This is a genomic window from Elioraea rosea (genome assembly GCF_007644105.1).
GTDB classification, from domain to species: domain Bacteria; phylum Pseudomonadota; class Alphaproteobacteria; order Acetobacterales; family Acetobacteraceae; genus Elioraea_A; species Elioraea_A rosea.
Window position 1 is genome coordinate 186,931 of sequence record NZ_VFAC01000002.1, and the last position, 24,453, is coordinate 211,383.

General features: G+C 70.3%; 29 protein-coding genes and 1 tRNA gene. 17 read left to right on the plus strand and 13 right to left on the minus strand.

Annotation, left to right across the window (positions count from 1 at the left end; translation table 11 throughout):
• Nucleotide 1 precedes the first annotated feature (1 nt).
• Both FIF60_RS02550 and FIF60_RS02555 read right to left on the minus strand, forming a co-directional pair.
• Nucleotides 2-463 carry a carboxymuconolactone decarboxylase family protein gene (locus FIF60_RS02550; RefSeq protein ID WP_144183517.1) on the minus strand — a complete coding sequence of 154 codons (462 nt, stop codon included), beginning with the start codon at nucleotides 461-463 and terminating at the stop codon, nucleotides 2-4.
• 91 nt (nucleotides 464-554) lie between these two features.
• Nucleotides 555-1,418 carry an NmrA family NAD(P)-binding protein gene (locus tag FIF60_RS02555; RefSeq protein ID WP_144183519.1) on the minus strand — a complete coding sequence of 288 codons (864 nt, stop codon included), beginning with the start codon at nucleotides 1,416-1,418 and terminating at the stop codon, nucleotides 555-557.
• Between the two features lie 84 nt (nucleotides 1,419-1,502).
• Between FIF60_RS02555 and FIF60_RS02560 the strand changes: the two genes are divergently transcribed.
• Nucleotides 1,503-2,450: a LysR family transcriptional regulator gene (locus tag FIF60_RS02560; protein WP_144183521.1), complete on the plus strand. Its 948-nt coding sequence runs from the start codon at nucleotides 1,503-1,505 to the stop codon at nucleotides 2,448-2,450.
• A 34-nt stretch (nucleotides 2,451-2,484) separates the two neighbouring features.
• Here FIF60_RS02560 and FIF60_RS02565 read toward each other — a convergent pair whose 3' ends face one another.
• The 4 genes from FIF60_RS02565 to FIF60_RS21475 all read right to left on the minus strand — a co-directional run bounded on the left by FIF60_RS02565 (nucleotide 2,485) and on the right by FIF60_RS21475 (nucleotide 4,976).
• On the minus strand, nucleotides 2,485-3,048 hold the full coding sequence (locus FIF60_RS02565; protein ID WP_158639031.1) for a GNAT family N-acetyltransferase: 564 nt from the start codon (nucleotides 3,046-3,048) through the stop codon (nucleotides 2,485-2,487).
• A gap of 722 nt (nucleotides 3,049-3,770) precedes the next feature.
• Nucleotides 3,771-3,847, minus strand: a tRNA-Arg gene (locus FIF60_RS02570).
• Nucleotides 3,848-3,929: 82 nt separating this feature from the next.
• A complete protein-coding gene (dksA, locus tag FIF60_RS02575; RefSeq protein WP_239451472.1) occupies nucleotides 3,930-4,343 on the minus strand; it encodes an RNA polymerase-binding protein DksA in 414 nt (137 codons plus the stop codon).
• Nucleotides 4,344-4,532: 189 nt separating this feature from the next.
• Nucleotides 4,533-4,976 (minus strand): flagellar assembly protein FliX, encoded by a 444-nt coding sequence (locus FIF60_RS21475; RefSeq protein ID WP_158639032.1) that lies wholly within the window; start codon nucleotides 4,974-4,976, stop codon nucleotides 4,533-4,535.
• A 178-nt stretch (nucleotides 4,977-5,154) separates the two neighbouring features.
• Here FIF60_RS21475 and FIF60_RS02585 point away from each other — a divergent pair, with 178 nt between their 5' ends.
• The 12 genes from FIF60_RS02585 to otnC all read left to right on the plus strand — a co-directional run bounded on the left by FIF60_RS02585 (nucleotide 5,155) and on the right by otnC (nucleotide 14,234).
• The gene (locus tag FIF60_RS02585) at nucleotides 5,155-6,264 is read left to right on the plus strand and encodes a flagellar basal body P-ring protein FlgI (RefSeq protein ID WP_144183529.1); all 1,110 of its coding nucleotides are present in this window, start codon (nucleotides 5,155-5,157) and stop codon (nucleotides 6,262-6,264) included.
• A gap of 1 nt (nucleotide 6,265) precedes the next feature.
• Nucleotides 6,266-6,607, plus strand: coding sequence for a rod-binding protein (locus tag FIF60_RS02590; protein ID WP_144183531.1), 342 nt, complete (start codon nucleotides 6,266-6,268; stop codon nucleotides 6,605-6,607).
• A gap of 29 nt (nucleotides 6,608-6,636) precedes the next feature.
• Nucleotides 6,637-7,035, plus strand: a complete 399-nt coding sequence (locus FIF60_RS02595) for a hypothetical protein (RefSeq protein ID WP_144183533.1) — start codon at nucleotides 6,637-6,639, stop codon at nucleotides 7,033-7,035.
• A 76-nt stretch (nucleotides 7,036-7,111) separates the two neighbouring features.
• On the plus strand, nucleotides 7,112-7,666 hold the full coding sequence (locus FIF60_RS02600) for a permease (protein WP_144183535.1): 555 nt from the start codon (nucleotides 7,112-7,114) through the stop codon (nucleotides 7,664-7,666).
• 5 nt (nucleotides 7,667-7,671) lie between these two features.
• Nucleotides 7,672-8,187, plus strand: coding sequence for a hypothetical protein (locus FIF60_RS02605; protein WP_144183537.1), 516 nt, complete (start codon nucleotides 7,672-7,674; stop codon nucleotides 8,185-8,187).
• A gap of 10 nt (nucleotides 8,188-8,197) precedes the next feature.
• Nucleotides 8,198-9,013, plus strand: a complete 816-nt coding sequence (locus FIF60_RS02610) for a RibD family protein (protein ID WP_239451464.1) — start codon at nucleotides 8,198-8,200, stop codon at nucleotides 9,011-9,013.
• On the plus strand, nucleotides 9,010-9,999 hold the full coding sequence (locus tag FIF60_RS02615) for a zinc-dependent alcohol dehydrogenase (protein WP_144183539.1): 990 nt from the start codon (nucleotides 9,010-9,012) through the stop codon (nucleotides 9,997-9,999). Before FIF60_RS02610 ends, FIF60_RS02615 begins: the two co-directional genes overlap by 4 nt.
• Before the next feature lie 13 nt (nucleotides 10,000-10,012).
• Nucleotides 10,013-10,414, plus strand: a complete 402-nt coding sequence (locus FIF60_RS02620; RefSeq protein ID WP_144183541.1) for a 6-pyruvoyl trahydropterin synthase family protein — start codon at nucleotides 10,013-10,015, stop codon at nucleotides 10,412-10,414.
• Nucleotides 10,411-11,454 carry a glycosyltransferase family 4 protein gene (locus FIF60_RS02625; RefSeq protein WP_144183543.1) on the plus strand — a complete coding sequence of 348 codons (1,044 nt, stop codon included), beginning with the start codon at nucleotides 10,411-10,413 and terminating at the stop codon, nucleotides 11,452-11,454. Before FIF60_RS02620 ends, FIF60_RS02625 begins: the two co-directional genes overlap by 4 nt.
• On the plus strand, nucleotides 11,451-12,311 hold the full coding sequence (locus FIF60_RS02630) for a class I SAM-dependent methyltransferase (RefSeq protein WP_144183544.1): 861 nt from the start codon (nucleotides 11,451-11,453) through the stop codon (nucleotides 12,309-12,311). The genes FIF60_RS02625 and FIF60_RS02630 overlap by 4 nt, the downstream gene beginning before the upstream one ends.
• 4 nt (nucleotides 12,312-12,315) lie before the next feature.
• A complete protein-coding gene (gene otnK / locus FIF60_RS02635; RefSeq protein ID WP_144183546.1) occupies nucleotides 12,316-13,599 on the plus strand; it encodes a 3-oxo-tetronate kinase in 1,284 nt (427 codons plus the stop codon).
• The gene (gene otnC / locus FIF60_RS02640; RefSeq protein WP_144183548.1) at nucleotides 13,596-14,234 is read left to right on the plus strand and encodes a 3-oxo-tetronate 4-phosphate decarboxylase; all 639 of its coding nucleotides are present in this window, start codon (nucleotides 13,596-13,598) and stop codon (nucleotides 14,232-14,234) included. The genes otnK and otnC overlap by 4 nt, the downstream gene beginning before the upstream one ends.
• 82 nt (nucleotides 14,235-14,316) lie before the next feature.
• Here otnC and FIF60_RS02645 read toward each other — a convergent pair whose 3' ends face one another.
• The 5 genes from FIF60_RS02645 to FIF60_RS02665 all read right to left on the minus strand — a co-directional run bounded on the left by FIF60_RS02645 (nucleotide 14,317) and on the right by FIF60_RS02665 (nucleotide 19,197).
• Nucleotides 14,317-14,772, minus strand: a complete 456-nt coding sequence (locus FIF60_RS02645; protein WP_204251078.1) for a hypothetical protein — start codon at nucleotides 14,770-14,772, stop codon at nucleotides 14,317-14,319.
• Nucleotides 14,769-15,035 carry a hypothetical protein gene (locus FIF60_RS02650; protein WP_144183550.1) on the minus strand — a complete coding sequence of 89 codons (267 nt, stop codon included), beginning with the start codon at nucleotides 15,033-15,035 and terminating at the stop codon, nucleotides 14,769-14,771. Before FIF60_RS02650 ends, FIF60_RS02645 begins: the two co-directional genes overlap by 4 nt.
• A 230-nt stretch (nucleotides 15,036-15,265) precedes the next feature.
• Nucleotides 15,266-16,222, minus strand: coding sequence for a branched-chain amino acid transaminase (locus FIF60_RS02655; protein WP_144183552.1), 957 nt, complete (start codon nucleotides 16,220-16,222; stop codon nucleotides 15,266-15,268).
• 119 nt (nucleotides 16,223-16,341) lie between these two features.
• On the minus strand, nucleotides 16,342-17,472 hold the full coding sequence (locus FIF60_RS02660; RefSeq protein WP_239451465.1) for a bifunctional 2-methylcitrate synthase/citrate synthase: 1,131 nt from the start codon (nucleotides 17,470-17,472) through the stop codon (nucleotides 16,342-16,344).
• Between the two features lie 60 nt (nucleotides 17,473-17,532).
• Nucleotides 17,533-19,197 (minus strand): MmgE/PrpD family protein, encoded by a 1,665-nt coding sequence (locus FIF60_RS02665; RefSeq protein WP_144183556.1) that lies wholly within the window; start codon nucleotides 19,195-19,197, stop codon nucleotides 17,533-17,535.
• Between the two features lie 173 nt (nucleotides 19,198-19,370).
• Here FIF60_RS02665 and FIF60_RS02670 point away from each other — a divergent pair, with 173 nt between their 5' ends.
• The 3 genes from FIF60_RS02670 (at nucleotide 19,371) to FIF60_RS02680 (ending at nucleotide 22,780) form a co-directional block, all read left to right on the plus strand.
• Nucleotides 19,371-20,747, plus strand: a complete 1,377-nt coding sequence (locus FIF60_RS02670) for a dihydroorotase (protein ID WP_144183558.1) — start codon at nucleotides 19,371-19,373, stop codon at nucleotides 20,745-20,747.
• 5 nt (nucleotides 20,748-20,752) lie between these two features.
• A complete protein-coding gene (locus FIF60_RS02675) occupies nucleotides 20,753-21,736 on the plus strand; it encodes an N-carbamoyl-D-amino-acid hydrolase (RefSeq protein WP_144183560.1) in 984 nt (327 codons plus the stop codon).
• A gap of 63 nt (nucleotides 21,737-21,799) precedes the next feature.
• Nucleotides 21,800-22,780 carry an N-carbamoyl-D-amino-acid hydrolase gene (locus FIF60_RS02680; protein WP_144183562.1) on the plus strand — a complete coding sequence of 327 codons (981 nt, stop codon included), beginning with the start codon at nucleotides 21,800-21,802 and terminating at the stop codon, nucleotides 22,778-22,780.
• Nucleotides 22,781-22,786: 6 nt separating this feature from the next.
• Here the strand turns inward: FIF60_RS02680 and FIF60_RS02685 are convergent, their stop codons facing one another.
• Together FIF60_RS02685 and FIF60_RS02690 are read right to left on the minus strand one after the other, a co-directional pair.
• Nucleotides 22,787-23,221 carry a tetratricopeptide repeat protein gene (locus tag FIF60_RS02685; RefSeq protein WP_144183564.1) on the minus strand — a complete coding sequence of 145 codons (435 nt, stop codon included), beginning with the start codon at nucleotides 23,219-23,221 and terminating at the stop codon, nucleotides 22,787-22,789.
• Nucleotides 23,218-23,919 (minus strand): aspartate/glutamate racemase family protein, encoded by a 702-nt coding sequence (locus FIF60_RS02690; protein ID WP_239451466.1) that lies wholly within the window; start codon nucleotides 23,917-23,919, stop codon nucleotides 23,218-23,220. Before FIF60_RS02690 ends, FIF60_RS02685 begins: the two co-directional genes overlap by 4 nt.
• A gap of 96 nt (nucleotides 23,920-24,015) precedes the next feature.
• Between FIF60_RS02690 and FIF60_RS02695 the strand changes: the two genes are divergently transcribed.
• The gene (locus tag FIF60_RS02695; protein WP_144183566.1) at nucleotides 24,016-24,450 is read left to right on the plus strand and encodes a DUF983 domain-containing protein; all 435 of its coding nucleotides are present in this window, start codon (nucleotides 24,016-24,018) and stop codon (nucleotides 24,448-24,450) included.
• The last annotated feature ends 3 nt before the right edge of the window (nucleotides 24,451-24,453 follow it).

A 24,453-nucleotide genomic window follows, 5' to 3' on the forward strand; every position in this document is an offset into this window, starting at 1 on the left:
GTCAGGCGGCCGCCGGCGCGGCGGCCTGCGGCGGCACCGCGCGGAAACCGATCGCGAGGCGGTTCCAGCCATTAATCGTGACGATCAGCAGGGTGAGCTTCACGATCTCCTCATCGTTGAAATGCGGCTTCAGCCCGTCATAGTCACCGCCCGGCGCACGGGTCGTGGCGACTAGCGTCAGCGCCTCGGTCCAGGCGAGAGCCGCGCGTTCCCGCGGCGTGTAGTGCGGCGCCTCCCGCCAGGCGTCGAGCAAATAGAGCCGGGCCTCCACCTCGCCGGCCTTGCGCGCGTCGCGTGTGTGCATGTGGATGCAATAGGCGCAGCCGTTGATCTGGGAAGCGCGTGTCTCCACCAGCTTGATCAGGCTGTGCTCAAGCCCGCTCGAGGACACGGCCTTGTCGAGGTTCAGCATGGCCTTCATGAGCTGGGGAGCGGCTGCAAAGTAGTCCAGGCGGGTCGTCATCGGGGACCGTCCTTGCTGTGGGTTGTCCCCATAGGACGAGGCAGGGGCGCCGGATGTGACCGGCCGCGCAGGATGCGGCGCAGATTCCCCGTCACTTCGTTGGGACGATCCGCTCGATGGCCGTCTTCAGGGATGTCGTGCCGCGCCGATGTTCGTTCCCGGCCTGCTGCGTGACCAGGCCGTTGGCGATGCCTTCGTACATCCCGAGCAGGGCGGCCGCCACCTCGGCGGGCACGCCCTGCTCCGCGAGCATGGCGGCGCGGCGTTCCGCCGGAACCAGGATCGGCGCCACGGGATGCCCGAGCACTGCGGCAAAGGCCGTCGCCACGTCGCCTGCGCTCCAGTCTTCCGGCCCACTCAGCTCCACGATCCGCTTGCCGGTCCATTCCTCGCGCAGCAGGCCTGCCGCCGCCCGCCCGACATCGATCGTGCTCACCATCGGGATGCGCTTTGCGGGATCGAGGAAGGTCGGGAGCGTGCGGTCCGCCTTGGCCGCCGGCGCCACTTCATCCCAGGTCTCGACGAAGTACCCGGGCCGCAGGAAGGCCGTTGCCGGCGATGCCCCATCCAGAAGGGCTTCGAACCGGTTGAGCGTGGCGATCACGCCGGTGCCGGAAGCGTGCTGCGCCCCGACCGACGACAGGATCACAGCCTTGGGCAGGCGAGCGCGCCGCACCGCGGCGGCCAGAGCCGCGCCAAGCTCTCCGGTGCGCACGAAAGGATCGCCGTCCGCCGGCGGTGGGTTGAGAAGGAAGGCCCCGGATGCGCCCTTCAAGGCATGGGCCATGGCATCGGCAGCCTCGATGCGTGCGACCGCCACTTCGGCGCCGAGAGCGGCCCATCTCTCACCGTGGCGAGCGTTGCGCAGGACGACGCGCACCGGCTCGCCAGACTCCAGCAGGGCGCGCGCCGTCTCGCCGCCGGCCCGCCCATTCGCGCCAAGAACGACATGCATGGTCGACACTCCATCCGTTGCGTGATGGCGCTTGGGGTAGCGACGCCGCTTACATGCGTCCAATGCATGTGAAATATTGTACGTATGCGCGAAGCGGATTTACGCCGGGCCGACCTGAACCTGCTCGTGGCGCTGGACGCCCTGCTGGAGGAGCGAAACGTCACGCGCGCAGCGCAACGGCTGGGCATCAGCCAGCCGGCCGCGAGCCGTGCGCTGGGGCGGTTGCGCGCGCTGTTCTCGGACGCGCTGCTGGTCGATGGTGCCGGCGGCTACGTGCTCAGCGCCCGCGCCGAGGAGGTCCGCCCCCAGCTGCGCACGATCCTGGGGAGCGTCGGCGAATTGCTCGACTCGCGCGCCTTCGATCCGAAGGCGGCGACGGGCCGCGTACGGCTTCTCATGCCCGATCTCCAGGCCGCCGCGCTGACACCCGGTCTGCTCGCCCTGCTTGACCGTGAGGCGCCGTCCCTGGATCTCGAGATTGTCGCGCCGGGCGCCAACCCGATCGAGGCGCTGGAGCAGGGTGTCGCGGATGCGATGGTCGGGCTGATCGACGAAGCGCCGGCCGGCACCCAGCGCCGCCGCCTGTATGACGAAACCCTCGTCACGCTGCTGCGCGCGAACCACCCCGCGCTTGCGAGGAAGCTCACGCTCGATCGCTACCTGGCGCTCGACCATATCGTGGTGAGCGTCACCGGCGTCGGGGCCGCACCGGTCGACGAGGTGCTTGCGCGCATGGGGAGAACCCGACGGGTCAAGCTGCGCGTGCCGAACTTCTTCGCGGCGGTCGAGATCGCCGCCCGCTCCGATCTCGTCATGACGCTGCCCGCAAGCCTGGCACGAGCGGCCGCCGACATGCGGCGCTTCGTGTCGCTGCCGCCCCCCCTCGATCTCGGGCGCTATTCGATGAGCCTCGTCTGGCATGCGCGGCAGCAGGACTCGCCCAGACACCTCTGGCTGAGGCGCGCGATCGTCACGGCGGCGACGGGCATGTCGTCCGCCGATCACCGCGTTGCGGCAACGCCGCGCCGATAGCCTGACACTCCCGTCACTCGTCCGAAGTCACGCCTTATCCTACGGCGACCTTGATGTGAGGCAGGTCGCGCGTCAGGGCGCGGAAGCCGACGCCGTAGTACATGTTCCGCGCGGCGGAATGCGCCGGTGCGCCGCGACAGGCTGCAAGCATGCGGGTCGCGCCCGCTGCCCTCGCCAGATGCATGCCGTGCAGCTGTAACGCAGTTCCCAGGCCGCGTCGCCTGAACTCCCGATGCGTGCCCACGGGCTCAAACTCCGCGGTGCGCGTCACCTCGTCCATCCAGATGATCGTGCTCGCGACGAGCGTTCCGTCCGGTGCCGCGATGAGCGTATGCAGGTCGGCCCGATAGGGCCAGGTCCGGCGGACCCGATCGAACGCCGCCTCGGTGAGGGGGGATGAAGGCCAGGCGGCCCGATGCGCTTGGACCGCCTCCGTCGCCGATATGTCGCCGCCGCTCACGAAGCGGAAGCCTTCGGGCAGGACGGGAGCAGGCAGGTCGGTCAGTCCACGCGCGTTGAACTGCACCCAGGGCCCGTCATCGCCGCCGGCATCGGCGTCGAACACGTAACCGTGTTCAGTGATGATGGGCGGCGCCACGGCATCCGCCGACTGCGCGGTCACCGACCGGTCGACGTCGCCTGCAACCTGATCGTGCCAGTCCAGGATCTCCGTCAGCAGCGGCGCGTCGTCCGGATGCAGCTGCCAGGTCAGGTTGGCCGTCGTCGCTTCACCGAACGTCCCGTCGCCGCGCGCGATCCGATACGGCAGGCAGGCCCACGCCCAGGCGACCAGCCGGTCGCCGGTGAACTACAGCCGGTGCCGCCAGAACGGGTGAAGCGCATCGAAATCCTTTGCCCAGACCCAGGCAAGTTCGCCGACGCAGGTCGATCGCGCCTTGAAGCGTCGCACTTCGCTTCTGCCGCTGCGGCCGTTGCGGCACCTGTGCCAGCCTCTAACGCCGGCCGACCCCGATCCCGGTCGCACGCGGGCCATGGAGCGCGCCGCCGGCGCGCAGGACCGGCCCTCTTGAGACGCTAAGGTCAGGAACGTGCCCGAGTAGATGAACTGCTTGCAATCACATTCCGGAGCGATCGGCCGAGGCGGGCTGTCCGCGCACTCGGGGGGCACCGATTTCGCCCCCGGGGACGACGCGCACGGCGTCTCATCAGGGTCAGCATCTCACGTGCCAGAGCGAATCCGAGACTCGACCAGAGGCCGGCGGATTCTCGCTGACTGCTTCCGTGGTGCTTCCGTGAGCACTTGCAGCACGCGGCAGCCGAAAAACGCTTCCGCTAGACCCTTGATTAGCGTAGATAATTTGGCGGACCCGATTGGATTCGAACCAACGACCTCTGCCTTCGGAGGGCAGCGCTCTATCCAGCTGAGCTACGGGTCCGTGCCGCCTAGGTAGCCGAAGCGGACGTGGGAGGCAAACGGCATGCGTGCCCCCCCCGGTGCCGCAACGCCCTGCGAGACGGTCAGTCGTCGCGGTGGGTGCGTTCCATCCGCTCGTGCCGCTCCTGCGCCTCGATCGACAGCGTCGCGATCGGCCGGGCCTCGAGCCGGCGGAGCGTGATCGGCTCGCCCGTCTCCTCGCAGTACCCGTAGGTGCCGTTCTCGATGCGCTCGAGCGCCTGGTCGATCTTGCTGATCAGCTTGCGGGCACGGTCACGCGTGCGGAGCTCGAGGGCACGGTCGGTCTCGGCGGACGCACGGTCGGTAATGTCGGGCTCCTGCATGCCGCCGTTCTGCAGGCTTGCGAGGGTCTCGTCCGCCTCCTTCAGAAGCTCGGCCCGCCAGGCAAGCAACTTGCGCCGGAAGTACTCGAGTTGCTGGGGGTTCATGAACTCTTCGGCGTCGGAGGGCCGATAGTCGGGCGGCAACGTCACGATCATCTCACGTCCCCTTGGGTCGGGCGCTACCGCCCCTTGGCCTCTCCCCCCGGCGCTTTCCCGGGGCCGCGAGGCGGGCGGACTATACTTGCGCGCCCCGTCGCCGCCAAGCCTGCAAAGCAGGCGCCAACCCATTGAGACAAAACGGTTTCAGTAAGCGTCGTCCCGGCCTGCCCCGCCACTGATGCTTCAGGCGGGTATCGCCTCCCGCCGCGCGCGCGCCACTTCGAGCCGTGCGAGCTCGACCTTCGCGCGAAGGCTGACGGCGGCGACGACGTCGGCCAGCCGCGGATCGGCCGCGACACCCGGCTCGTCGGCAAGCTGTGCCAGTGCGGCGAGCCTCTCGGGCGAGATGCGGCCGCCGAGCATCGCGCGCTGCAGCCCGGCGAGCTCGTCGAGCATGCTCTCGGCCCGCTGCCGCGCCTCGCGGTCACGCTCGCCCCCGGCGATCGTTTCCTGAAGCGCGATCAGCGACGCGGCGATCGTCACGCCCTCGGCCGACGCAGCCTCGCGCGCCTCGGACGCCGCGCCCGCAAGACCGTCTGCCGGTACGCGGAACCGCCCTTGCGCACCCGTGGCGCGGCCAAGCCGCGCGGGCGGCGCGATCGGGCCATAGCCTGTGATCTTCACCATCACCCACCTCCAGGCTGCACAGTGACGATAGGCAGCTTCGTCCGCAATCGGCAGGTTTTGCCGGGTCCGGAACGGCTGCGAGGGGCGGAATCCCTGGCTTTTCCTTGGCCTCGACGGTGGCACGGCGGTTGCGACCGGAAAGGCGACTGACCCTCGCCGCGAAGGACGACGCATTCCGATGCCCGGCCGCCTGCTCATCACCCTCCTCGCGCTCTCCCTCGCCGCGCTTCCGGCCGCGGCGCAGGTCCGCATCAAGGACATCGCCGACGTCGAGGGCGTGCGGCAGAACCAGCTCGTCGGCTACGGCCTCGTCGTCGGCCTCAACGGAACGGGCGACAGGATGGCCGCCGCCCCCTTCACCCGGCAGAGCGTCATCGGCATGCTCGAGCGGCTTGGCGTGAACACGCGCGACCAGGAGCAGCGGCTCGACACCAAGAACATCGCCGCCGTCATGGTCACCGCCCAGCTCCCCGCCTTCTCCCGCGCCGGCGCGCGGATCGACGTGCATGTCGCAGCACTCGGCGACGCGACGAACCTCACCGGCGGCACGCTTCTCGTCACCCCCCTGCTCGGCGCGGATGGCGAGGTCTACGCCGTCGCCCAGGGCCAGGTGGCCACCGGTGCGATCGCCGCGCGGGGTGCCGCGCAGAGCATCACCCGCGGCGTGCCCACCGCCGGCCGCGTCGCCTCCGGTGCGACGATCGAGCGCGAGCTCGCCTTCACCCTTGGCAACGGCAACGGCATCCGGCTGACGCTGCGCAACCCCGATTTCACCACCGCGCGGCGCATCGCCGAGGCGGTGAACCGCTTCGCCCGCAGCCCCGTCGCGCGCCCGACCGACCCCGGCACGGTGCAGATCGCCATCGCCGGGCCCGCGGCCGCGAACCTCGTCGGATTCATCACCGACATCGAGCAGCTCCGCGTCGAGCCCGACCAGGTGGCGCGCGTCATCATCGACGAGGCGAACGGCATAATCGTTATGGGTGCGAACGTACGCGTCTCCACCGTCGCGATCGCGCAGGGCAACCTCACGATCCGCGTCACCGAGACCCCGCAGGTGAGCCAGCCAAACCCCTTCGGCAACGGCGAGACGGTGGTCGTGCCGCGCACGGAGATCGAGATCCAGGAGGACAACAACCGCCGCCTCGGCGTGGTACCCGGCAACGTGACGCTGCAGGACCTCGTGCGCAGCCTCAACGCGCTCGGCGTCGGGCCGCGCGAGATGATCCAGATCCTGCAGGCCATCAAGGCAGCCGGCGCGCTGCAGGCCGAACTCGAGGTGATGTGAGATGCAGCTCGGCCCCAATCCTGCGGCGGACGCTGCCCTGCGCGGAACGCCGGAACTGCGAAGCACCGGCCAGGATCTCGCCGCCATGCGGAAGTCGGCGCAGGATTTCGAGGCGATGGCGCTCGGTGCGCTCCTGCAGCCGATGTTCGCCGGCACCGGCGATGGCGGGGCCTTCGGAACGGGCGGCAAGGGCGAGGCCGCCTGGGCGCCGATGCTCGTCAACGAGTACGCGCGCCTCACCGCTGCGAGCGGCGGCCTCGGCATCGGCGAGATGGTGCTGCGCCACATGATCGCTGCGCAGGAGAGGCTTCAACCCGCGATGCAGGACGCGACGGCGCCATGACAACCGGCGCATCCATGAGGGAGACGACCATGCTTCAGGCCTTGATTGCCGCCGGCGTGCGGCTGTCGGATCTTCTCGTCGCGGAGAACCGCGCGCTGACCGACCTCGATCTCGCCACGGCGGCGATGATCGCACCGGAGAAGCGCCGCGCGGTCGAGGCCTTCACAGCCGCAGAAGCCGCCGTGCGCAAGGGGGGCAGCCAGGCAGCCGGCGGCGAGCGCGATGCCTTGTCAGAACTCTCGACCCGGCTCGGCGAGCTCGCCGCCGCCAATCGCCGAATGCTCGAGCGCGCGCTCGCTGCGCAAGACATGGTGGTGCGCACCCTCACCGCCGCCGCGACGCCGAAGCCCGCCCTCTACGCACCGCCGCGCCCCGCCCCGGGCCATGCCGCTCCGCCCCAGCCGGTCGGGTTCTCCGCGAACGCCTGAGCGGCGGATGCCATCGTTGCGGCCGCGTTAGGGCGGTGGACGGACGGTGCGCCGCGGCGCATCGTCGCCCGGCCCGATGACGTCTCCTCCGTCCCCGCCCGTACCGAACCTGCCTGCGCGCAACGGCGGCACGCGCTCGAGCCTGCTCGTGGTGGCAGCTCTTTCCGGGGCAAGCGGGCTCGCTGCCTGGGCGGTGAAGGGCTCGGACAGCGTCGTCCAGGGCCTCGCCATCGCCTGGGGCCTCGCGCTCACCATCCTTCCCGTTCTCGGCGCGGCGCTGCTGCTCGCGGGCTTCGTCCAGGCCGGCATCGCGCGCGACACGATCAGCCGCTGGCTCGGTGCGGAGTCGGGGTTTCGCGGCCTCGCCATCGCCACCGTGGCTGGTGCGGCGACCCCCGGCGGGCCGATGGCGGCGTTCCCACTCGTTCTCGCCCTCGCCGCGGGCGGAGCCGACCGTGGCGCGCTGATCGCCTACATCACCGCGTGGTCCCTTAACGGGTTCCAGCGGATCCTCGTCTGGGAGATCCCGATCCTCGGCCCGGAATTCGCGGCCCTCCGCTTCCTCGCCTCGCTGCCTCTGCCGATCCTCGCCGGGCTGCTCGCGCGGCGCCTGCCGCCCTGGCGCGTCTGAGGCCGATGACCGCGACGGGCATCCTCATCTGGGCCGTGACGATCGCAACCGGGCTCGCGCTCTGGCGGCGCGACCCGCCTGCCATCGCCTCGGGCGTGCGCTTCGCGTTCGGCACGTTGAAATCGGTTCTGCCGGTGATGATCCTCGCCCTGCCGATGGCGGGGTTTCTCACCGTGTTGGTGCCAGAGCGCTTTGCCGCGGTGCTGTTCGGCGCCGAGACCGGGCTTCGCGGGCACCTGCTTGCGACCGTCGTCGGCGCCTTCATCCCGGGCGGGCCCTTCGTGTCCTTCCCGATCGTGCTTGCGCTCTGGAACAGCGGCGCGGGCGCGCCGCAGATGGTCACGCTCATCTCCGCCTGGTCGGTCCTCGCAATCAATCGCGTGATCGTGTGGGAAGCGCCGCTGATGGGCTGGCGCTTCGTCTGGCTCAGGCTGTTGACCGGCTTCTGGCTTCCGCTCGCGTCGGGGCTGATCGCCGAGGCGCTGCTTGCGCTTCTTCCGCCCGGCAGCATCGGGCGGTAGAAGCCCCTGCATGGGAAATCTCGTACGGGGCGCCGATGCGGCGGTGATGTGGGAAGCGCTGCTGCGGCGGCGCGGTGGCAAGGCAGGTCCCCTGCCAGTGCCGGCCGATGCCGAGGCAGCGCAGCTCGCCGCGCTGCTCGGTCCCGTCACCGCGCCGCCCGTCGCCCCGGATGGGATGTGGGTGACGGCCCATCTCGCGCAGAGCCTCGACGGTCGCATCGCCACGCGCTCGGGCGTCTCGCAATGGATCAGCGACCGTGCCGACATCATCCACACACACAGGCTTCGCGCGCTGCACCACGCGATCCTCGTCGGCGCCGGGACCATCGCTGCCGATGACCCGCAGCTGACGACGCGCGAGGTGAAGGGCGAGACCCCGGTCAGGATCGTCCTCGACACCGAGCGTCGCCTGTCTCCCGCCTACCGCGTGTTCTCCGGCGGCGCGCCCACACTCCTCGTCTGCGCCGCCGATGTCGCCGGGCCGCAGCGGCACGGCGAGGCGGAGGTGGTCCGCCTGCCCCGCGATGCGAGCGGGCGGCTCGATCTCGCCCTGCTCCTGCGCAGGCTGTGGCAGCGCGGACTGACGCATCTCTTCGTCGAGGGAGGTGGCGTCACGGTCGGGCGCTTCCTCGCCGCGGGGCTGCTCGACCGCCTGCACGTCGCCGTCGCGCCGCTGCTGATCGGCTCCGGCCTTTCCGCGCTCGTCCTGCCTGAAGCGACGCGGCCGGAGGACGGGCTGCGGGCAGAGGCGAAGACCTACACGCTCGGCGCGGACACGCTGTTCGACCTCGCGCTCGCCCGCGCCCGCCCGGCCTGCGCGCGATGACGACGCCGACCGACGAGGCGCGGGCCTTCTGGGTCGTCGCCGCCGGAAAGGGCGCGATCCGCGCCGAGACGCTGCAGCCACCGCGCGAAGGCGAGGCGGTCGTCGAGACACTGGCCTCCGGCATCTCGCGCGGCACGGAGAGCCTGGTCTTCACCGGGCGCGTTCCGGAGAGCCAGCACGCCGCGATGCGCTGCCCGATGCAGGAGGGCACGTTCGGCTTTCCGGTGAAATACGGCTACAGCGCCGTCGGCATGGTCCGCGAAGGCCCAGCGCCGCTGCTCGGCCGGCGCGTGTTCTGCCTCGCCCCGCATCAGACGCGGCTGGTCGTTCCCGCGACGCTGCTGAGCCCCGTGCCCGACGCCGTGCCGACCGATCGCGCGGTGCTTGCGGCCAACATGGAAACGGCGCTCAACATCACCTGGGACGCCGCGGCACTGCCGGGCGAACGCATGTTCGTCGTCGGCGCAGGCGTGGTCGGCCTGCTCGCGGCGCATCTGCTCGCGCAGATCCCGGGGGTTCGCCTGACCGTCGTGGATGCCGACAGCGGCAAGGCAGGCGCGGCCGCGGCGCTCGGCCTCCCCTTCTCCGCGCCAGGCGATGCAGCGGGCGAGGCAGACCTGATCGTGCATGCCTCCGGGTCGGCAGAAGGGCTCCGCTTCTGCCTCGCCCATGCTGCATTCGAGGGCCGGATCGTCGAGGCGTCCTGGTTCGGCGACAGGGAGATCGCCCTGCCGCTCGGCGAGAACTTCCACAGCCGCCGCCTGCGCCTCCTCTCCTCCCAGGTCGGCAATGTGGGCGGCGCGATGCGCGGGCGGCGCAGCCATGGCGAGCGGCTCGCGATCGCGCTCGCGCTGCTCGAGGACGCGCGGCTCGACGCGCTTCTGGACGGCCCTTCGGCCTTCGACGATCTTCCCGCCACCATGGCGCGGCTTGCCGCCACGCCAGGCGTGCTCTGCCATGTCGTGCGCCACCGCAACGACGATTAGGGGATATCCAACCGTGTTCAGCCTTACCGTCTGCGACCACGTGATGATCGCCCACTCCTTCAAGGGGGACGTGTTCGGCCCGGCCCAGAAGCTGCACGGCGCGACCTATGCGGTGGAGGCCGAGTTCCGCGTCGCCAGCCTCGACGCCGACGGGCTCGTCGTCGATATCGGGCTCGCCCGTGCCGAGCTTCGCCGCGCGCTTGACAGCTTCGACTACGACAATCTCGACGTGCTGCCGCAATTCTCCGGCAGGAACACGACGACGGAGTTCATGGCAGCGCATGTGCATCAGCTCCTCGTCGCCGCGCTGAAGGAGGGGCGGCTCGGCGCGGGTGGCAAACGCGTCACCGGGCTGAAGGTTCTGCTGCGCGAGAGCCCGCTCGCCTGGGCGGCGTTCGAGGGGCCCGTGGGATGACGCTCGCCCTGGTCGTTCCCGCGCCCTTCTCGGCGGTGAGCGGCGGCTATGCCTATGACCGCCGGATGGTCGAGGGGCTTCGCGCGCGCGGACACGCGGTTCGTGTGGTCGAGCTGCCCGGCCGGCACCCGCTGCCCGACGCGGAAGCCGAGGCCGCGGCATGGCAGGCGCTGGCTGATCGCGCGCCGGATGAACGCCTCATCATCGACGGGCTCGCGCTTCCGGCCTTCGCGTCCTGCGCCGAGGCCGTCGAGGGCGTCGGCGCCGTCGGTCTGATCCACCACCCCACCCCGCTCGAGAAGGGCCTGACGGACGCCGAAGCGGCGGTGCTGCGCGAGAAGGAGGCGAGCCTGCTTCCCCGCCTCGCGCATCTCATCGCGACGAGCCGCAGCACGGCGCGGCAGCTCAGCGAGATGGGCATCGATGCTGGCCGCATCACCGTCGTCGAACCTGGAACCGAGGACGCACCGCGCTCGCAAGGAAGCCGCGCCGCTGGCTGCGCCATCCTCTCCGTCGGTGCAGCGGTGCCGCGGAAGGGGCATGACCTGCTTCTCCGCGCCCTCGGGCGGCTGACCGACCTTCCCTGGAAACTCACCATCGCGGGCAGCCTCGAGCGCGACGCGGTGCATGCGAAGGGGCTCGCGGCAATGGCAGAGGAGCTCGGCATCGCGGCGCGCGTCACCTTCGCGGGCGAGGTGGACGACGAGGCGCTTGCCAGGCTCTGGCGCGAGGCGGATGTCTTCGCCCTGGCCACCTGGCACGAGGGATACGGCATGGCGGTGGCCGAGGCGCTGAAGCGCGGCGTACCGGTTGCGCTGACGGCCGGCGGCGCGGTGGCGGAGCTCGCGCCCGTCGAGGCCTCGGTGATCGTCCCGCCAGGCGAATGGGCGGCGCTGTCCCGCGCGATGCGCCGGCTGATCCATGACGGCGAGCTTCGCAGACGGATGGCAGACCACGCCTTCACGGCAGGCCAGAAGCTGCCGAACTGGGACGCGCAGGCCGATGCGTTCGTGGCCGCGATCGCGCGCGAGGCAGCGTGAGCGAGGGGTTCAGCGCCGACTGGCTCAGGCGCCGCGAGCCGTTCGATGCCCTCGCCCGCGCGCCGCATCTCGCCGAGCGCCTGTCGGCCGCGTTGCCGCAGCGGCCGCGCCTGCTCGAGCTCGGCGCGGGCGCGGGCTCGCTGTTCCGCTGGCTCGCCCCGCGCATCGGCCGCGCCCAGGCCTGGACCATGCTCGATGCCGATGAAACGCTTCTCGCCTATGGCTTCGAGCGTACCGCCGAATGGGCCGAACGCCAGGGCTGGAAGGTGACGGCGCCCTCAGGAGCGCTGCTCGTGCACGCACCGGGCGGTGCCTGGCGCATCGAGGCACGCGTCGCCGATTTCGGCGACAGCCCCGATGACCTCCCGCTCGAGGGGCACGATGCGGTGGTCTGCTCGGCGCTGATGGACCTCGTCTCCCCCGCATGGTCGCGCCGGCTCGCAGCACGGCTTGCCGTGCCCTTCCTCGCCTGCCTGACGGTGGATGGGCGTGACCGCTTCATCCCCGGCCATCCCGATGACGCGCTGATCCGCCGCGGCTTCGCGCGGCACATGCGGAGCGACAAGGGGTTCGGCCCCGCGATGGGCCAGGCCGCGCCTGCGATGCTCGCGCGCATTCTCGCCGAGGAAGGGTTCAGCGTCGCCACAGCTGCGAGCGACTGGCTGGTGCCGCGCGTCGCGACAGCGCTTCTCGCCGAGATGGTCGAGGGCCATGCGGGTGCTGCGGCGGACGCGCTGCCCGCCTCAGCCTCGCGCATCTCGGCTTGGCGGACGGCTCGGCTCGAGGCCGTCGCTGCCGGTCGGCTCTCGCTCGTCATCGGCCATCGCGACCTGCTCGCGCTTCCGGACAAGGAGTGATGTGATGCCCATCCTGCTCGGCGCCGTCGCAGACGACTTCACCGGCGCGACCGACCTCGCCAACACCCTCGTGAAGGCGGGCATGCGCACGGTGCAGATGATCGGCGTGCCGGACGGATCGGCGCCCCTTCCGGACGCCGATGCGGTCGTCGTCGCGCTGAAGTCGCGTACCGCGCCGGTCGGCGAGGCGGTATCCGACAGCCTCGCCGCGCTTGCCTGGCTTCGGAAGGCGGGCGTGCGGCAGGTCATCTTCAAGGTGTGCTCGACCTTCGACAGCACCGATGCGGGCAATATCGGGCCAGTGGCCGATGCACTGCTCGATGCGCTCGATGCTCCCTTCGCGCCCGTCTGCCCTGCCTTCCCGACGAACGGGCGCACCGTATACCAGGGCCATCTCTTCGTCGGTTCTGCCCTCCTGAACGAGAGCGGCATGGAGAACCACCCGCTCACGCCGATGACGGACGCGAACCTCGTGCGCGTCCTCGGCCGGCAGAGCACCGGCACGGTCGGCCTCGTTCCGTTTGCGACCATCGAGGCGGGAGCGGACGCGACGCGCCGGGCGATGATGGCGCTCCGCGAGCGCGGTATGCGCTACGGCATCGTCGATGCGGTGTCGGACGCGCACCTGATGACGCTCGGCGAGGCTGCAGCGAACATCCCCCTTCTCGTCGGCGGCTCTGGCATCGCCATGGGGCTTCCCGCGAACTTCGTGCGTGACGGAAGCCTCGCCGCGACCGCGGGCGCCGACACGCTGGCGCTGCCGGCCGGACATGCCGCCGTCGTCGCCGGCTCCTGCTCGCGCGCAACGCTCGCCCAGATCGGCCTCGCGCGCGATGCCGTGCCGACACTCGAGCTCGACGCGCTGGCCGAACCCGATGCCGGGGCGCTCGCGGCCCGCGCACTCGCGTGGGTGGAGGGCAGGCTCGGCGCGACGCCGGTAGTGATCGCCGCCTCCGCCACGCCGGACAAGGTCGCCGCGCTGCAGGAGAAGCTCGGCCGCGAGGCGGCGGGCGCGCTCGTCGAGGCAGCGCTCGCGGCCGTCACGGAGGGGCTCGTGGCACGCGGCGTCCGCCGCCTCGTGGTGGCCGGCGGAGAGACATCGGGGGCGGTCGTGCAGCGGCTCGGCGTCAGGCGCCTGCGCATCGGGCCCGAGATCGACCCCGGGGTGCCCTGGACGCTCGCCGACGGAGCGGGCGGCGAGCCGCTGCTGCTCGCTCTGAAGAGCGGCAATTTCGGCGCCCGCGACTTCTTCCTGAAAGCCTTCGCCATGCTGGAGCCGGGGCGATGACCGGAGCCGAGCGCGCCGCACGCGAGGAGATGGCCGCCCTTGCCGCCTCGCTGTTCGCGCGCGGCTTCTCCGTCGGCAGCGCGGGCAACATCTCGATGAGGCTCGATGACGGCTTCCTGATCACCCCGACCAATTCCTGCCTCGGCCGCCTCGCGCCGGAGCGCATCGCGCGGCTCGATGCCTCCTTCGCCCATGTCGCGGGAGACAAGCCGTCGAAGGAGGTGTTCATGCACCGGGCCTTCTACGCGGCACGGGAGGATGCCGGCGCAGTGGTGCACCTGCACAGCACCTGGGCCACCGCCGTCTCCTGCCTTGCGGATGCGGACGCGGCGAACCCGATCCCACCGCTCACGCCCTATTTCGTGATGCGCATCGGCCGGGCGATGCCCGTGGTCCCGTACTACCGGCCAGGGGACGCGGCAATGGAGCCGGCGATCGCCGAGGCGGCGCGCGGCGCACGGGCGGTGCTGCTCGCCAATCACGGCCCGGTCGTTTCCGGCCGCAGCCTGACCGATGCCGTCTATGCGGCGGAGGAACTCGAGGAGGCGGCGAAGCTGTTCATGCTGCTCCGCGGCGAGAAGGCGCGGCTGCTGACGCCCGCGCAGGTGGACGACCTGCTCGCCACCTTCGGCTGAGGCCACGTACAAACGAAACGCGCCGGCGGGGGCACCGCCGGCGCGCTCGCGATCGCCACCCCGGGGGATGGCGTGACGCGTATCAGGTGCTCGGCGATTCGGTCGCCGGCGCGGCAGGCGTTGTCGTCTTGCGCGGACGGCGAACGGCCGGCTTCTTCGCGGCGGCCGCCCGCTTCGGCGCGGCCTTCCTGGCGGCCGGCTTCTTCGCAGCAGCTGCGCGCTTCGGCGCGGCCTTCTTCGCCGCGGGCTTCTTCGCAGCGGTCGCCCGCTTCGGAGCAGCCTTCTTCGCAGCCGGCTTCTTCGCGGCAGCAGCGCGCTTCGGCGCGGCCTTCCGTGCGGCCGGCTTCTTCGCGGCAGCCGCCCGCTTCGGCGCGGCCTTCTTCGCCGCCGGCTTCTTGGCCGCAGGCTTGCGCTTCGGAGCGGCCTTCTTCACGGCAGCCCGCATCGCCATCGGCTGCGCGCGATCATCGCCGGCAGCCGCCTCCTCTGCCGCACGGATGGCCTCAACCGCCGCCGGCACGACCTTCGTGGTGGTCACGTGCACAAACTCCTTCTCGATGAGGTCACGGACAGGCATGCCCTTCCCCGTTGCACGGGTTCGCCGCGGCGGCGCCAGCGGGCCGCCTGGGCAACGGGGAACCGGAGCGGCTGCGACGATGCCGCACGAGGCGGACGCACCGTTGCGGCGAGGGCGATCACGGTGTCGATGCAAAGCATCTCGGCCGGGAAACGATCGCCCGCGCTGTGCTTCTCCGGGTAGGTCGTCGCCGCGGGTGCGGCTTCGACGAACATGCGGTCCATGGACCGTCCTTCCCTGCGCGGAGCGATTCGATGCAGCGATCGCGAATGCGAATCGGAATGCATGTTGCTTCCGCAACATCACGCTATGCGTGTGGTGGTGACGCGTGTCAACAAAAACGACATCGCTTGCACGCATTTCGTGCACGAAATCGCATCGCGTGTGCGCGAGGCGTGCCGATGATGTTTGCGCGGTGGCAGGAATGCGGCGCGCACGGTGCGCGCCGCGCATCTCATTCCGCCGCGCGCTTGCTTCCTTCGCTCGCGTAAACCGCCGTGCGCCACGCCGCCCGCGCATCGACGGTTCCGCGCGCGACGGCGAAGTAGCGCTCCTGCAGACGGCGCGTCACCAGGCCCACCGCACCGTCGCCGACGGCGAGGCGATCGACGGAAGTCACGGGCGTGACCTCCCACGCCGTGCCGCAGAAGAACACTTCCTCCGCCGCGTAGAGCTCGGTGCGGTCGACCTCGCGCTCCTCCACCGCGATGCCGAGATCCTCGCGCAGGAGCTCGATGACGCTGTCGCGCGTGATGCTCTCGAGGATGTCGCTCGTGATCGAGGGCGTGACGGCGACGCCGTCGCGCACCAGGAAGACGCACATGCCGGGCCCTTCGGCGAGCTTGCCGCGGCCGTTCAGGAGCAGCGCCGCGCCATAGCCGTTCGCCCGCGCCTCCTGCACGGCGAAGCGCCCGTTCTGGTAGTTGGCGTTCGCCTTCACGCGCATGGGCTGGGAACTGTCCTCCGGCCGGCGCCAGGAGACGACGCCGGCGGCAAGGCCTTCCGTAAGGGCCTTCGTCGGCGGGCGGTGCACGGCCGTGCAGGCCATGCCGACAGGGCCGGTCGCGCTCATCTCGCCGTCGCCCTCGAGGAACACCGAGAGGCGGATATGCGCCGGCGCCCTGAAACGGTTCGCGCGCAGCACCTCGAGCACGGCGCGCTCCATCTCGGCGCGCGCGGGCCCGGCGTCGAAGCGCATGACCTTCAGCCCGAAGGCCAGGCGGTCGAGATGCTCCGCGAGGCGGAACACGTAGAGCTCCTCCTCGCTGGCATTCCAGTAGCCGCGCAAGCCTTCGAAGATGCCGGTGCCGTACTTCACGACGGGGGAGAAGACATGCACGCGCGCCTCGTCCCACGGCACCAGGCGGCCGTTGAACCAGGCGTATTCGGGATTGGAGACGGCATCGGCCATGGGTCGTTCCTCCTGCGAGAGCTTCCGCAGAGGCTACGATGCGCCGGCGGGGCGCTGAAACGAGAAGGGCGCGGGGGGTGCCCCGCGCCCTCTGCACATGTCGCGGTGCCCGGAAAGGGTCAGCCGCGGGAGCGGATCGGCGTCACCGGACGCTCCGCCTCGCCGACATACTGCGAGAGCGGGCGGATCAGCCGGTTGTCCTGCATCTGCTCGAGCACGTGGGCCGACCAGCCGGTGATGCGGCTCGCGACGAAGAGCGGCGTGAAGAAGTCGATCTCGAAGCCCATCATGTAGTAGGCGGGCCCCGCCGGGAAATCGAGGTTCGGGTGGATGTTCTTCTTCGCGAGCATCTCCTCGGCCAGGATGGCGCTGATCTCGAGCCACGTCCCGCCGTCGCGCAGCTTGGCCACCTGGTCGCGGTACTTCGCCATCGTCGGCACGCGGCTGTCGCCGGTGCGGTACACGCGGTGGCCGAAGCCCATCACCAGGGCACGGTGCTCGAGCTTGTCGTCGATCCAGCCGCGCGCCTTGGCCGGTGTGCCGACCTCCTTCAGCATATGCATCACCGCCTCGTTGGCCCCGCCATGCAGCGGGCCCTTCAACGCGCCGATGCCGGCGGTGATGGCGGCATGCAGGTCGGCCTGGGTGCTCGTCACCGTCCTCGCGGTGAAGGTCGAGGCGTTGAAGCTGTGCTCGGCATAGAGCGTCATCGAGGCGTCGAAGGCCTTCACGATCTGCTTCTCGGGCACCTTGCCGAAGAACATGTGGAAGATGTTCTCCGAGAAGCCGAGCTCCGCCTTCGGGCGGATCGGGCGCTGGCCCTTGCGGATGCGCGCGATCGCGGCAATCGCCGTCGGGATCTTGGCGTAGAGGCGAAGCGCCTTGCGCCGCGTCGCCTCGAGCGACGTGTCCTGGCCCTCGGGGTCCTCCATCCCCATGAACGAGACCGCGGTGCGGATCGCGTCCATCGGGTGCGCCTTCCGCGGGAACTCCTCGATCACGCGCACCAGCGCCCGGCTGATGCCGCGCTCGGCGACTTCGGCCTTCTTGAACGCGTTGAGCTGCTTGCGGGTCGGCAGCTCGCCTTCGAGGAGGAGGTAGGCGACCTCCTCGAAGCTGCACTGGTCTGCCAGGTCCTGCACGGGGTAGCCGCGATAGGTGAGGCTGTTGGTTTCGGGCATCACCTTGGAGACGGCGGTGACATCCGCCAGCACGCCGGCGAGGCCCTTGTGGACCTCCGGTTTCGTCATCTCGTTCATCCTGCCTTCCTCACTGGGCATTGGCCTCTTTGGGGCGTCGCCGCGGGGCGATCAGCGCCTCCCCTTGGCACGGGCAGCCTTGGCGGGGGCGCGCACCGCCTTCTTCGTCGCCCGTCCCTTCTTCCGGGCCACCGTGCGGCCCTTCGCAGCCTCCGAGCGGGCGACGCGCTTGGCCTTCGCCTCGGGCTTGGGCGGCAGGGGCGCATCGAAGATGCCCTTGCCCGGTGCGAGGGTAAGCCCCTTCGGCGGCACGGCGACGTTGAGCACCGCAAGCCCGCCGGCTGGGATGGCTGCGAGGTCCTGAACGTCGGCGAGGAACCGGTTGGCCTCGCGCGTCGTGATGATCCCGTCCGTCAGCGTCTGGAACTTGCGGATGTAGTCTTCTCGGCCGAACGGGCGCGCGCCGAGGCTGTGGGCATTGGCCACCGCCATCTCGTCGACGAGCCGGGTGCCGTCCTTGAACAGGATCTCGACGCGCGCGCCGAAGGCCTTCTCGTTCGGATCATCGGAGTGGTAGCGGCGCGTCCACTCGGGGTCCTCGGTCGTCTCGATCTTGTGCCAGAGCGCGACGGTGGAGGGCCGCTTGGCCCGGCGCGGCGTGTAGCTGTCGACGTGGTGCCACCGCCCGTCCTCGAGCGCGACGGCGAAGATGTACATGATGGAGTGGTCGAGCGTCTCGCGCGAGGCGTTCGGGTCCATCTTCTGCGGGTCGTTCGCCCCGGTGCCGATCACGTAGTGCGTGTGGTGCGAGGTGTGGATGATCACCTTCTCGATCGCCGAGAAGTCCTCGATCTTCTCGCGCATGCGAAAGGCGAGGTCGATCAGCGCCTGGCTCTGGTACTCGGCGCTGTGCTCCTTGGTGTAGCTGTCGAGGATGGCGCGCTTGGCCTCGCCAGGCTCAGGCAGAGGCACGTGGTACTCGTGCGAACGGTCCTCGCGGCCGGCGAGCATCCAGGCGATCACGCTGTCCTCGCCCTCATAGATCGGGTTCGGCGCACCCTCGCCGCGCATCGCGCGATCGACCGCCTCCACCGCGAGCTTGCCGGCATGCGCAGGCGCGTAGGCCTTCCAGGAGCTGATCTCGCCCTTGCGGCTCTGGCGGGTGCCGAAGCTCACATGCACCGCCTGCTGTACGGCCTGGAACACCACCTCCTGCTTCAGCCCGAGCAGCGTGCCGATGCCTGCCGCTGCGGCGGGGCAGAGATGGGCGATGTGGTCGATCTTGTGCCGGTGCAGGCAGACCGCCTTCACCAGGTCGACATGGATCTCGTAGGCGGTGGCGAGGCCGCGGATCAGGTCCTTCCCCGAGCGGCCAACCGTCTGCGCGACGGCGAGCACGGGGGGGATGTTGTCGCCGGGATGGGAATAATCCGCCGCCAGGAACGTGTCGTGGAAGTCGAGCTCGCGCACCGCCGTGCCGTTCGCCCAGGCCGCCCATTCCGGGCTCACCGTCGTTGCCGCAGGCAGCCCGAACACGGTCGCCCCGCCCTTCCGCGGATGGGCGAGCGCCATCATCCGCGCCGAGACGACGGGGCGGCGGTTGACCGCTGCGATCGCGACGGCGGCGTTGTCGATGATCCTGTTCACGATCATCTCGGCGACGTCCTTCTGGACGGCGACCTTGTCTGTGGCCACGCCCGCGATCTTCCAGGCGAGCTGTTCCTCGCGCGGCAGCAGATCCTTCGACGGGTGGACGCGGACGGAATGGAGCTTCATGGGGGGCTTCTCTCCTCGCTCGCCAGTGCGCGGCCCGCGCTCATGAAGAGGCCTGCACTTGATCAGCGCCGGGATGCGTTCTTGACTGGGATGTCCACCGGCGCCGCGCCTTCCTAGACCCGCCGCTCGCGCGCACGCAAGACGACCTCATGCCCCTGGGAGACAGATCACCGATGACCGGAACGCCCGACGCCAGCTTCGACAGCCTCGTCATCGGAGACATCGTCACCTCCGACACCGTTCTCGAGGGCGGCTATGTCGCCGTGCGCGACGGCCGCATCGCAGCGATCGGCGCCGGCACGCCGCCGCAGGCACGCAGCGTGGCAGACCATCGCGGCATGAAGGTCCTGCCTGGCCTGGTCGATGGCCACATGCACACCTCCTCCGCCATCGGCTGGCCCGGCATCGAGCATGCGACACGCTCGGCCGCGGCCGGCGGCGTGACCACCGTCGTCGACATGCCCTACGACATCCCGAAGGCCGTGACGGATGCGTCGATCTTCAGGGAGAAGGTCGAGGTCGTGAACGGCAGCGCGCATGTCGATGTCGCGCTCTACGGCACCATCACCAAGTCCGGCGGAACGGGGGCGATCAAGGGCCTCGCCGATGCCGGCGCCTCGGCCTTCAAGCTCTCCACCTATGAATATGACGCGGTGCGCTTCCCGCGCATCGACCACCCGGAGATGGAACGCGCCTTCGCCCTGATCGCCGAGACAGGGCTGATGGTGGCGGTGCACAACGAGGACCAGGAGCTCGTCGAGCGGCTGACCGCCGCGGCGCTCGCCTCCGGCCGCACCGACCCGATCATGCACTGCCGCACCCGCCCCCCTCTCGCCGAGAACCTCGCCAACGTCACCATCTTCGAGATGGGGCTCGCGACGGGCGCGCATGTGCACATTGCCCACTCCTCGCTCGCCCGCGGCTTCGACCTCGCCGCGATCTACTGCGACCTCGGCATGCAGGCCTCGGGCGAGGCGTGCATCCAGTATCTCTGCATGACCGAGGACGACATCGTCCGCCTCGGCGGGCGGGGCAAGTGCAACCCGCCCTTCCGCACGGCCGAGGAGGTCGACCGGATGTGGGACAGGCTGCTGAAGGGCACCGTCGCCTATGTCTCGACCGACCATGCGCCGTGGCCGGCAGACCGCAAGAAGGATGCCGACATCTTCAAGTGCGGCGCGGGGCTGACGGGCCTGCAGAGCTTCGCGCCGCTGATGTACACGCTTCTGGCCGAGCGCGGCCTTTCGCCGACGCTGATGGCGAGGTACTGCGCGGAGGAGCCCGCGCGGTACCACGGGCTCCTGCCGAAGAAGGGCCGCATCGCCATCGGCTACGACGCCGATCTCTGCGTGCTCGAGCCCGGCGAGTTCAGCTTCGACGAGGCGACCATCGTCGACCGCCCCGAGTGCCGGTGGAGCCCCTACCACGGGCGGGCGATGAAGGCGCGGGTCGCTGCCGCCTATCTGCGCGGCGAGGCGGTGTGGGACGGCAAGGCCGTGAAGAACAAGCCGGGCCATGGCCGGTTCGTTCCGCGCCAGAAGAAGGGTTGAGGACCGTGGCAAGGGTCGTTCGCGTCGCCGCCTGCCAGATGGGCCCTGTGCAGCGGGCCGACACGCGCGAGGCAACGCTCGCGCGGCTCATCGCAATGCTCCAGCAGGCGGCGAAGCAGGGTGCGACACTCGCGGTATTCCCGGAGCTTCCGCTCACGACCTTCTTCCCGCGCTGGCCGATCGAGGACGAGGCGGAGCTTCTCTCCTATTTCGAAGCCGCGATGCCGAACCCGAACGTGCAGGCGCTGTTCGACCGCGCGAAGGCGCTCGGCGTCGGCTTCTATCTCGGCTATGCCGAGCTCGACCGCGCCGCGTTCGATGATGGCCCGGGCGGGAACGGGGCGGTGCGACGGCGCGGCTACAACACCTCGATCCTCGTCGCGCCCGACGGAACGATCCTCGGCAAGTACCGCAAGGTCCACCTCCCGGGCTCCGAGCAGGTCAAGCCTGGCCAGAAGTACCAGCAGCTCGAGAAGCGCTACTTCGCCTACGGCGATCTCGGCTTCCCCGGCTTCCGCACGCCCGCAACCCTCGGCGCAGGCATCATGGGCATGCTCATCTGCAACGACCGGCGCTGGCCCGAGGCCTGGCGGTCGCTCGCGCTGCAGGGGGCGGAGATGGTGCTCGTTGGCTACAACTCCGCCGCCTATGACCCGAATGGCGGAGAGAGCGAGAGTGCCGAGCTCCGCACCTTCCACTCCACCCTCGCCGCGCAGGCCAATGCCTACATGAACGCCTGCTGGGCCGTGGCAGTGGCCAAGGCCGGCAACGAGGATGGCGCGGGGCTGATCGGCGGCTCGTGCATCGTCGACCCGAACGGGCTCGTGGTCGCGCAGGCCAAGACGCTCGGCGACGAGGTGCTGGTGGCCGATTGCGACCTCGACGCGACCGAGCAGGGAAAGACGAAGATGTTCAACTTCGCCGCCCATCGCAGGCCGCAGCACTACCGGCGGATCGTCGAGCAGGTGGGCGCCGAGCCTCCGCAGTGAAGCGGGATTTCCTCCCGCTCCCTTCCATGCTGGACTGCGGGCGCAGGACACAGGGAGGGGCGGATGGCACGTCGCATCACCGTTGGCGCAGCGCAGCTCGGCGCGATCCAGAAGGCCGACAGCCGCCAAGTGGCGGTCGACCGCATGCTGGCGCTGATGGCGGAAGGGCATCGCCGCGGCGTGGAGCTGATCGTCTTCCCCGAGCTCGCGCTCACCACGTTCTTCCCGCGCCACTACCACGAGGACATCGCCGAGGCGGACAGCTGGTTCGAGACGGCGATGCCGTCGAACGAGACCGCGCCGCTGTTCGAGGCCGCGCGCCGCTACCGGATGGGCTTCCACCTCGGCTATGCGGAGTTGACCACGGAAGCGGACGAGACCGGCACGGTGCGCCCGCGCCGGTTCAACACTGCCATCCTGGTCAATCCGGACGGGAGGATCATCCTCAAGTACCGCAAGGTGCACCTGCCCGGCCACGCCGAGTTCGACGAGAAGCGCAAGGTGCAGCACCTCGAGAAGCGCTACTTCGAGGTCGGCAATCTCGGCTTCCCCGTGATCCGCTCCGCCATGGGGCGGGTGTCGGACGGGCTGAACATGGGCATGATGATCTGCAACGACCGGCGCTGGCCGGAAGCCTGGCGCGTGATGGGGCTGCAATCGGTCGAGATGGTTCTGCTCGGCTACAACACGCCCTCGATCAACCAGGACGCCAAGGGCTGGGAGGCGCACCACCTGCGCGTGTTCCACTCCCACCTCTCAATCCAGGCTGGCTGCTACCAGAACGCCACCTGGGGCGTCGGCGTCGCCAAGGCGGGCATCGAGGACGGGGCCGAGCTGTTCGGCCACTCCATCATCGTCAATCCGCAGGGCGAGATCGTCGCGATGGCTGACAGCTGGGAGGACCAGCTCGTCACCCATGATTGCGATCTCGACATGTGCAGGCTGGGCCGCACGAGCATCTTCAACTTCGCCGCGCATCGCCGGCCGGAGCACTACCAGCGCATCGTCTCGCAGGTCGGCGCCGTCGAGCCGCCGGTCGTCTGAGGCGGGTCAGGAGCGGGGTGCGAAGGCGCGCTCGAGCTCGTCACGCTCCGGGCAGGTCGTCTCGCAGACGCGGCGGAGGGTGGCGAGCATCTCCGTCGCCTCCGCCCGCTCGCCCTGCTCGAGGAGCATCACGCCGTAATAGGCGAGCGCCCAGCGGTTCTCAGGCTCGAGGCGGAGCGCGAAGCGGTAATGCGCGCCCGCCTCGTCCAGTCGCCCGACATTTCTGAGCGCGAAGGCGAGATAGACGTGCAGGTCGGCGACCATCGGGTCACGCTTCGTCGCCTCGATCAGGAAGGGGATCGAAAGGTCGAACCGGCCCTGGCGCACATACTCCTCGCCGGTGATGCGGTCCTGCCCGGCCTCGTCCTGGGCGGGCGGCGGCGGCATGGCCGCTGCCGCCCCCGCGGCGCAGAGCATGGCGAGGAGGGCCAGCGGCCTCATTCCGCAGCCCGGTCCAGGGTTGCGGCCCCGAGCGCGAGCACGCGGGAGAGAGCAAGCGCCGCCGCGGCCTGCGCCGGCTCGACCACCGGCACGCCGATCGCCTGCTCGATCGCCGCGCGGTGATGCGCCATGCCCGCGCAGCCGAGAACCACCGCACCCGCGCCGCGCGCGACGAGCTCCGTGCCGGCGGCGATCATCCGCGCCCGCACGGCCACGGGGTCGAGCAGCGTGTCCATCGTCACGTCGAGCGGCACTTCCGCAGCAAGCCGCGCCTCCACGCCGAGCTGCCTGAGCGCGAGCGCATGGCGGGCGACGGACGCCGAGACGATCGCGATGACCCCGAACCGCTCCGCGAGCCCGAGCGCCTGCAGCACAGCGGAGGAGAACATGCCGAACACGGGCCGGCGCGTCGCCTCGCGGGCGGCAGGCAGGGCGGGGTCCGACGCGCAGGCGATCACGAAGGCGTCCGTCCGCTCCTGCTCGCGCCCGATGCAGGCGAGGATGGGGCCGGCGGCAGAGAACCAGTCCGCCCATGTGTAGATGGCCGGCGGGCCTTCCGGCAGCGAGACGACCTCGAGCGTTGGAAGGCCGGGCGCCCGGAACGGCGCGAGCGCCGCGGCGATGCCGGCGCCGCAGGCGGTGCTGCTGTTCGGGTTGATGAAGAGGATGCGGCCGCTCATGTCCGGCAGTGTGGGCATGCCAGCCGCCCGCGCAAGCCTCTCCGTATTGACTTGCACCGCTGCAACCAACAGATCACCATGGTGCAGCGCAACACAACAGGAAACGCCGGCGCCATGACCCAATGGCAACCGAGCACACGCTCGGTCGAGGCTCCCGCCTGGACGCCGCCGCCGCTCTGGCAGGCGCTGCGGCGCGGTGCTGCCAACCGCTGTCCGGTCTGCGGTGAGGCCCCGCTCTTCGACGGGTTCCTGAAGGTCCGGCGCGCGTGCAGCCACTGCCATGCGCCGCTCGGCCGCGTGCGGGCGGATGACGCTCCCCCCTACTTCACCATCTTCATCGTCGGTCACATCGTCGTGCCACTGATGCTGTGGATGGAGCGCGCCTACGAGCCGTCGCTCTGGGCGATGGCGGCGATCTTCCTCCCCCTCACCCTCGTCCTCTGCCTTCTGATCATGCGCCCGGTGAAGGGCGCGACGGTCGGGCTCATGCTCCGGCTCGGCGTCACGGGAACCGAGAACGGACCAGACCTGCCTGACCGACCGGCCTGACCG